The organism is Spiroplasma endosymbiont of Megaselia nigra, from assembly GCF_003987485.1.
Classification (GTDB): Bacteria; Bacillota_I; Bacilli_A; order Mycoplasmatales; family Mycoplasmataceae; genus Spiroplasma.
In genome coordinates, this window is record NZ_RCOO01000058.1 from 1 (window position 1) to 7,283 (window position 7,283).

Sequence of the window (7,283 nt, forward strand, 5' to 3'; positions counted from 1 at the left end):
AATGAAATAAATGATATTCAAGCCGCAAAGAAAAGGATATAATAAATAAAAGTTTATAAACCTTTTTTACTAATACTTACTTTTTGGGGTGCACTCTATAATGAAATGCCAACTTATTTTGAAAAGTTAAAATTATTAAGTAAAAAAGTTTATGCACCATATTCAAATTTTCGTGTTAGTGCAATTTGTTTGTTAAAAGATGGTACAGAAGTTATTGGTGTTAATGTTGAAAATTCAGAATATGCTGCTACGATTTGCGCAGAACGGACAGCTTTAGCTCAGGTTTATGCGTTAGGTTATCGTAAAACAGATATTATAAAATTTTACTTATATATTGACAGTAAACAAGCAGGTTCTCCTTGTGGAATATGCCGGCAATTTTTATGAGAATTAGTTGATCATTGAATTCCAATTGAAATTTATAATCAAAAAGGTTAATCATATGTTTTAACAATTAAAGATTTACTACCATATGGCTTCACGAAGGAGGATTTACAGTAGGATGGTCAAGAAACATAAAGATGAGGAAGATTTTCAACAAGATTTTGTTACTGACCATAGTTATCGTCTTGTTCCTGATGATCAATTGCAAGAATATATGCATAATAATGCTATTTATATTAAAATATTTTATGCTTTTCATGACAAACGGTTTTTATTAACTCACCATACTTGATGAAAAAAAACTGATAATGATTTAGAAGCATATTGTAAAAAGTATATTATGGATTTAACCAAGCGTTTGCATCTTGAACCAATGGCATTAACTTCTGATGAATTAGCACAAAAATGAGATATTCAGGAATATGATATTCCTGGTTATGAAGATGTGATGTTAAAAGGAGTTTCAATTCGTTCATGAGTAAAAAATGACAACAATAAAAAATGAGTTATTGTTGTTCACGGATTAAATTCACATAAATTCCGTGCAATTTTTTTTGGTTTAATTTATCTTCGATTAGGTTATAATATTCTTGTTTTTGACCAACGAAATCATGGCGAATCAACTACTAAAATGACAACAATGGGTTACTATGAGAAATATGATTTAGCAGCAGTAGTTGATTTTTTACAAACTAAAATTGATCCAAAATTAAAGGAACTTAATTTTCATGGTTGGTCAATGGGAACTTTTGTTATTATGGAATATTTAAAATTTGCATTTGATAAAAATAAATTAATTAATAGTGCTGTTTTAGATTCAACAATTAGTAATTTAAATGTTTTATATCGTTATTATATGTTAAAGACAAAAGTTAATTATTATGAACATTATTATGCAATTCGTCGTTATGCGATTGAAACACGCGGGTATGATCCAGAACAAATTAATCCTGGTGAGAATTTGGAAGCATTAGCAAAATTACCAGTGTTATATATCTTGAATAAGAAAGATCACGCAACACCATATATAATGGGGTGGGTGGCTTACCAGAATAAGCGTAAGTATGAAAAACAAAAAATTATTCGTCGAATTGTTTTTGATTGTGATCATGTTCGCGGAATATATCATAATTCAACGGAATATTTAATAGCAATAATAAATTTTATTACAACTGCAAAAAGAAAATAGTGATAAATAAAGTTATTTATCACTATTTTCTTTTTTTATTTTTATTTTGATTTTTATTAAAAACATGGTACATACCATTGTTAAGACTATGCAAACTAATGTGAAAAATAGTAAAAAAAATAATAAAAATAAAAGCAATAAAACATTCTGCTTGTACTCTTGATAATCCTGAAATAATTGGATTATCAATGTCTAAAAATGGATAAGGATATGCTCAAGTAATATTGCCATCTCGTTTTCAAGCTGCTGCCCGCACAATAACATACATTAAATAAAAAAATGGATAACTTAAACTAATTCATCAATATTTTTGTAAAAAGTCTTTTTTTCAACTAAGACGATGATCACCAAATGACAAGAAGGTATAACCAAAAAAGAGAATTGGCATAATAAAATGAGTAACAACAGTACAACTAATTTGTGCTTTACTATATTCAGAAATTGTTACTTCCCCGTTTTTATAACCAATAATAATTCCAATTCAAAAAATAAAAAACATTAATAAATTTCAGTTTAAAATACTTAATTTAGCATTAGTTGAAAAAAATCAACTTTTTTGTTCACGATGATGATTAAAAATTGCTAATATTAACCAAGTAATAGTTATTATATTAACTTGAACAGAATAAAAACTTAATAAGATGTCATAATTTTGCAAACTAGTAAGTTTTGTTCCTTTTACATATCAAAATTCTTTAAAAATATTCATGTAAAATCCATAAGTTAAAAATCCAAAAGCTAAACTGGCAATTATTACTTTATAATATCAGAGATAATCTTTGTATCAAATCCGATAATTTCAACGTTTCATAGTCTCTCCTTGGTATATTTTACATACTATCACATAAAAATTGTTTTTTTAATGACATCTAATTCTTTTTTCAGTTCTTTTTAAAAATAATTTTGTTTATTAATAAAATTATTTCTTTTTATAAAATGCTTTGTTATAATGCTAGTAAGTTAGAAAAAGGTGAGATAATGGCAAATAAAATTAAAGTTGAAAGAATGCAATCTTTGATTACCCGTGATTTAACAATTATTATGCAACGAGAAATTCGCGATGAAATTTTAAATACTATATCAATTCATGCTGTCAAATTATCAAATGATTTGAGTCATGTAAAGGTTTATTATTCATCATTATTAAATAAATCAGAGGCAGAACTTCACAATGTTGTTAAGAATTATAAAAATAAAATTCGAAGTAAATTAGCGCATAAATTAGAAATTTATCGTTGTCCTGATTTAGAATTTGTTTTTGATCATTCATTAGATAATGCGAATAATATTGAAGCAATCTTGCAAAATTTAAAATAAGAAACCTTATCAAAGTACAAAGCATGTTTCTTTTAACTAAAATATTGGTGATATAAAAGTTAAAAGAAACATTTTTATATTTCTTGATTTAATTGATAAAGATATAAGATGTTTTCTAATAATGCGGCAATTGTCATTGGCCCAACTCCGCCAGGAACAGGGGTAATCATTTTTACTTTTGATAAAACATTATTAAAGTCAACATCACCACATAAGTTATTATTTTCATCACGATTAATTCCAACATCAACCACAATAGCATTTTCTTTAATCATCTCTGCTGTAACAAATTTAGCTTTCCCCACGGCAGAAATTAAAATATCAGCTTGTTTTGTAAAAACAGATAAATTTTTTGTTTGTGAATGGCAAACTGTTACAGTTGCTGAGGCATTTATTAAAAGATTAGCAAGGGGTTTACCAACAATGTTACTACGGCCAATAATTACAACATGCTGTCCCGCTAATTGAATTTGGTAGTGTTTTAAAAGGGCGATAATTCCTTTTGGCGTCCCTGGCAATAAGTTATAATGTTCAAGCATTAAATTGCCTAATATTTCTGGAGTAAACCCATCAACATCTTTTTTAGTTGTTATTGTGTTAATAATTTTTTCACTATTGATATGCATTGGTAATGGAAGTTGAACAAGAATTGCATCAATGTTAGAATTATTATTTAAGTCATTAATAATTTTTATTAAAGCTGATTCGGCAATACTATCTGGATAATTTAATACATTACAAGTAACACCAACTTTTTCACAAGCAATTTTTTTATTTTTAATATAAGTAGTACTAGCTTTATTATTACCAATTTGAATAATTGTTAAGGCAGGTACACGTTGCTTTTTTGCCTTAATTTTTAAAATTTGTTTAGTTATTTTTACTTTGATTAATTCACTAACCATTTTCCCATCAATTATTTTTGTTTTATCCATTAAATTTTCGCTCTTTTCTATGCTAAAATACGTGTATATAAATTATTGTATCTGAAAGAGTTAAATAATTAAATACAAAATCTTAGCATTTTTAAAATAGCATCGTGTTTAAAAATTATTGACACTCCCTAAAAATAGGACATTATTAATTAAAAGGAGTAAAAGAAAATGGAAAAAATTATCACAATTGGAACAAAAATTAATTTAAAAGATGATGACTTAATTAAATATGGTGATTATATAGCAAAAGTAAAAGCCTTTAATTTTATTAATTTACCTAAAAAAGCAAAGTTTATTTTAGTGACAGCAATTAATCCAACCAAAGCAGGGGGGGAAAAACAACTTGTTCAATTGGTATTGCTGATATGTTGAATCATTTAGGATATCAAAAAACTTTAGCATTACGAGAACCATCGTTGGGATCAGTGTTTGGATTAAAAGGTTCAGCAACCGGTGGCGGCGAATGCATTATGGAACCAGGAAATGAAATTAATTTACATTATACTGGTGATTTTAATGCAATTACAACAGCAAATAATATGGTCAGTGCTATGATTGATAACCTTCTTTATTGAGGAAATCCACTGCAAATTGATCCTAAACAAATTGTTTGACAACGTTGTTTGGATGTTAATGATCGTGCTTTACGAAATATTGAAATAAAAATTAATGATAAATTACATCGTTCAGAACATTTCCAAATTACTGCTGCTAGCGAAATTATGGCAATTTTAGGTTTAAGTAAAGATTTTGATGATTTACGTCGTCGTTTAGACCAAGCAATAGTTGCTTATAATTTGAATAATGAACCAGTTTACCTACACGAATTAAAAATTACGGGTTCATTATTAGCCTTATTAAAAAATGCTTTATTGCCAAATTTAGCACAAACAAAATATGGTACACCATTATTAATCCATTGTGGGCCATTTGCAAATATTTCCCACGGGACAAATTCTTTAATTGCAACAAATTTAGCATTAAAATTAAGTGATTATGTTGTTAGTGAAGTTGGATTTGGGAGTGACTTAGGGTTTGAAAAATTTAATGATATTATTAATTTAAACGAGGAATATAAACCAGATTGTACAGTGTTAGTAGCAACAATTAGAGCATTAAAATTACATGGTGGTGCTATTGAAACAACATTAGCAACAGCTGATCTAGGTAGTTTGAAAAAAGGATTAGAGCATTTACAACATCATATTAAAATTATTCAAAATTACTATTTAAATTTTGTTGTTTGTTTAAATCAATTTGCAACTGACACTCCTGAAGAAATTGCTGTCGTGACTGAATGGTTAAAAGAACAAAAAATTCCATTTGGAATTAATAATACATATCATTTCGGAATTAAAGATAATCCAACTTTGGTTAAAACTATTCTTAAAGAAATTGAAAAACCACAACAATATCAATTATTATTTAATCCATCAACAACATCGCTTACTGAAAAAATTAAAATAATTTGTACAAAAATTTATCAAACAACAAAAATTGTTTTTAGTCCCTTGGCACAAACAAAGATTGATTTTTATCAACAAAATACAAAATATCAACATTGACCAGTTTGTATGGCTAAAAATCATCAAACAATTTTTGGCAATAAAAATCCTTATGATGATCAAATTATTATTCGTGACTTAAAAATTAATTCAGGAGCAGAATATTTTATTGTTTATTTAGCAGATATTATTACGATGCCGGGTTTAAATAAAGTTCCTAATGCTGTTAGCATTGATGTTGTGAATGATGAGATTATAAATATTAAATAATTTTTGTTATAATATTTTTAAGTAGAAGATAGGGGCGAACTTAATGGAGAAAAAAGCAAAGTTTTTAGAATTAAATAGTATTTTTAGTAAACAACTTAATTTAGCAACTAATATTCGAAAAAAAATGCAGGAAATTTTTAGAATTTATAAAAATAGTTTTCAAAAATTAGGTTATCAAACAATTGCTCTTGGTGAATATGGTTTTAAAACATTAACAAAATATGACAAGTTAGAGTTAGAATTAGCCATTATTAAGTATCATCCTAAAAATAAAACAGGCTTACGTGAACAAATGTTTCAAGTTGTTTTAAATGAAATGCGCAAAAATATTAGCAAAGGAACAGTTATCAAGGATAGTCAAAATGATGGTTATTTAGAATATCAAGTTAACGATGAAATTAATTTTATTGTAAGAATTATTCCTTTTTGTTATAAAAAAAATTCAGAGGGAGAATTAACATATATTTTTTGACGAAATGGAATTGAAAAAAATGATAATGTTATTCAAGTTGTCCACGGTTTTAATAAAGCTAATAAGATTTCTAATAATTTATTACGAACATTAATAAAACTGATTAAGTACGTTTTGAAAGATGATTTTCCATATTATTATATTTTATATACCTTAACTTTACGATGGTTTTATGAATATTTTACAAAAAGATATGATAATTATTTACAAAAAATTGATATGAGTAAGCGGATTGAAAAACAAGATTTAATGAAGTATCGTAATATTAATTTTCAAAAAAATTGATTTTTAAATAATATTGATGGTGAAGAATTAATTTTTTATATTTTAGAACGGTTTTGAAAAACAGAAACATATTATTTTCGTGAATTTGAATTTATTGAAGAAGAAATTTTTGAATCAATTTCACGCTATAGTTGATATACCAATAATTGCTTTTTAACACCATATGATTATTATGTGGATTTTAAAATTTATAATATTAAAGAATTTAATGATTTAAATTATGTTCAATCAGAGTTTAAAAATACTAATTTTTCGCGAATTCAGTATGATTACTGCCGTAATCATGATTTAGGAATTTATGTTACACCAGTTAAAATTTCAGGGGTAGTTGGTTTTATTGATTACGCAATTAATTTTAAACAAAAAGCAACAGGTCTATTTAAAAAGCTGGATCCGGCAAAGCGAAAAGATGCCATAAGTGTTAATCAACGAGAGATTATGGAGGAACTAAATTTAATTGCACATAAATGATTAACAACTTATCGTAAAAAATTAACATATATTAAGGTTTATTTTGATAAAAAATATCCAATTATTTCATCATCAAATTATTATATGCGATTGCAAGCTATTATGACTTCTGTTGATAACTTAAAAAATGATGATTATGTTATTGGTAATGATAATTAAAGGATAAAAACTATGAATTAGAACTTTTCCTAGTTAAGTTTTTAATTAAAAATAATAAATATACGGTATAATGTTATTATGAGAAAAGTACTTTATTGAAACTATTTATAAGGATTTAGAGTGCACCCCAAAAAGTAAGTATTAGTAAAAAAGGTTTATAAACTTTTATTTATTATATCCTTTTCTTTGCGGCTTGAATATCATTTATTTCATTTTTTAACATCATTAATATATTCGTCATGCGATAAGTAAATATTGTTATGAATTGTTGCTTTTTTTAATAAAGAATGAAAACT

At 26.0% G+C, this 7,283-nt stretch carries 6 protein-coding genes and 1 pseudogene; 5 read left to right on the top strand and 2 right to left on the bottom strand.

The window, feature by feature from the left end; genetic code table 4:
• Window positions 1–105: 105 nt before the first annotated feature.
• On the top strand, window positions 106–438 hold the full coding sequence (locus tag D9R21_RS03595; protein ID WP_241568724.1) for a cytidine deaminase: 333 nt from the start codon (window positions 106–108) through the stop codon (window positions 436–438).
• A 64-nt stretch (window positions 439–502) separates the two neighbouring features.
• The gene (locus D9R21_RS03600) at window positions 503–1,573 is read left to right on the top strand and encodes an alpha/beta hydrolase (protein ID WP_126821136.1); all 1,071 of its coding nucleotides are present in this window, start codon (window positions 503–505) and stop codon (window positions 1,571–1,573) included.
• A gap of 22 nt (window positions 1,574–1,595) precedes the next feature.
• Here D9R21_RS03600 and D9R21_RS03605 read toward each other — a convergent pair whose 3' ends face one another.
• Window positions 1,596–2,384, bottom strand: a complete 789-nt coding sequence (locus tag D9R21_RS03605) for a hypothetical protein (RefSeq protein ID WP_126821137.1) — start codon at window positions 2,382–2,384, stop codon at window positions 1,596–1,598.
• Between the two features lie 167 nt (window positions 2,385–2,551).
• Between D9R21_RS03605 and rbfA the strand changes: the two genes are divergently transcribed.
• Entirely contained in the window at window positions 2,552–2,890 is a 339-nt protein-coding gene (gene rbfA, locus D9R21_RS03610) for a 30S ribosome-binding factor RbfA (RefSeq protein WP_126821138.1), read from the top strand.
• 74 nt (window positions 2,891–2,964) lie between these two features.
• On the opposite strand, the gene D9R21_RS03615 is transcribed toward rbfA, so the two are convergent.
• Window positions 2,965–3,825, bottom strand: a complete 861-nt coding sequence (locus tag D9R21_RS03615; RefSeq protein ID WP_126821139.1) for a bifunctional 5,10-methylenetetrahydrofolate dehydrogenase/5,10-methenyltetrahydrofolate cyclohydrolase — start codon at window positions 3,823–3,825, stop codon at window positions 2,965–2,967.
• Window positions 3,826–3,993: 168 nt separating this feature from the next.
• Here D9R21_RS03615 and D9R21_RS03620 point away from each other — a divergent pair.
• Both D9R21_RS03620 and D9R21_RS03625 read left to right on the top strand, forming a co-directional pair.
• Window positions 3,994–5,600 (top strand): annotated as a pseudogene (locus tag D9R21_RS03620) (formate--tetrahydrofolate ligase).
• A gap of 43 nt (window positions 5,601–5,643) precedes the next feature.
• Window positions 5,644–6,987, top strand: coding sequence for a hypothetical protein (locus D9R21_RS03625; protein WP_126821140.1), 1,344 nt, complete (start codon window positions 5,644–5,646; stop codon window positions 6,985–6,987).
• Window positions 6,988–7,283: the final 296 nt, after the last annotated feature.